At 58.3% G+C, this 1,552-nt stretch carries 1 protein-coding gene; it reads left to right on the plus strand.

Going from position 1 to position 1,552, the window contains the following annotated elements:
• The first annotated feature begins 191 nt into the window (after positions 1–191).
• Complete coding sequence (locus tag EOL86_14780; protein NCD26834.1) at positions 192–1,538, plus strand: sigma-54-dependent Fis family transcriptional regulator; 1,347 nt, start codon at positions 192–194, stop codon at positions 1,536–1,538.
• The last annotated feature ends 14 nt before the right edge of the window (positions 1,539–1,552 follow it).

Below are 1,552 nucleotides of genomic sequence, written 5' to 3' on the forward strand. Positions count from 1 at the left end.
CGCGCGACCGGACGTCCTCCTGATCCAGGATTCACTCATGAGCTTCGAGGTCTCTTTCCCAAAACCCGGCGTCTACCAGGGGCGGAAGGAATCCCAAAAAAACGGCCGCGTCATGGCGATTCCGTTCGTGACGCGCAATACCGAACTATGACAAGCTGCATCATCTCCCCCACACAAACAGACAAGGAGCGTTGGTGACGGGTGAACAGATTATTTTAATTGTCGATGACGATTCCGCGACACGCATCAGCCTCGAACAGGCCTTGACCCGGGCGGGTCACGCCGTGGCAACGGCCTGCGACGGCGAGGAAGCCTTGCTCAAGCTGGAAGGAATGGATGCCGACGCGGTCATATCCGATATCAATATGCCAGGCATGACCGGGCACGAGTTGCTGTGGGAATGCACGCGGCGTTGGCCCGGCATGCCGGTCATACTCATGACGGGATCGGGCTCGGTGCCCGACGCCGTGAACGCCATCAAAAGCGGAGCAGCGGACTACATCCTCAAACCCTTGGATATCCAGGAACTTCTGAACAAAATCGCCGCCATTCTGGTCCAATCGGAAACCATTTCCTGGACGACAACAGGCTCGTCCCTGCTGACAGAGGAGTTGTGGGGCGGGAAAAGCCCGGCCATGCAACGGCTCTACAAGCTCCTCGAACGTGTCGCCCCAACCGAGGCCACCACGCTGTTGCTCGGGGAAAGCGGCACGGGCAAGGAAAAAATCGCCGGTCTGCTCCACAAACTCAGCCACCGCGCGCGGGGCCCATTCGTGGTGGTTGACTGCGGATCGACACCGGCGACGTTGCTGGAAAGTGAACTTTTCGGACACATCAAGGGCTCCTTCACCAATGCGGTCAAGGACAAGAAAGGGCTCATCGCCGAAGCCCATGGGGGCACCCTGTTCCTCGACGAAATCGGGAACATCTCGCATGAAATGCAGCTCCGGTTACTGCGCTTTCTGCAAGAAAAAAAAGTACGACGCATCGGCGATGTCCAGGAAAAAGCCGTGGATTGCCGCGTTGTCGCCGCCACCAACGCGGATCTACCGGCCTTGGTCCGCGAGGGCCGATTTCGCGAAGACCTCTACTACCGCCTCAAGGTCATCACCATCCAGGTTCCGCCTCTGCGACACCGCAAGGAGGACCTTTCCATTTTGACGGAGGGATTTCTGCGACTTTTCGCAGGATCACGCCCACTACCCAGTCTCGACGAGAATGTTGCCAAGGCCATGCTCGAATACAGCTGGCCCGGAAACGTTCGCGAGCTGCGCAACATCCTGGAAGCGGCCTGCATCCTGTGCACGAGCGGGACCATTCGTCTGGAAGACATGCAATTCGAGGCGTCCGACCCGCTCCCCCCCCTCCACGACTCGGATCTGTCCCTGGAGGACTCCGAACGACAAGTTTTGGTCTCGGCCTTGCTTAAGGCCAACTGGGTTATCAAGGATGCGGCGGAACTGCTTGGCATCAGCCGCCGAACCATGCACTATAAGATCAAAAAATTCCGCATAAACACGACCCGGCGTGAACCATAACGCGGATTACGCGC

The organism is Deltaproteobacteria bacterium (assembly GCA_009930495.1).
In the GTDB taxonomy this organism is placed as follows: domain Bacteria; phylum Desulfobacterota; class Desulfovibrionia; order Desulfovibrionales; family Desulfomicrobiaceae; genus Desulfomicrobium.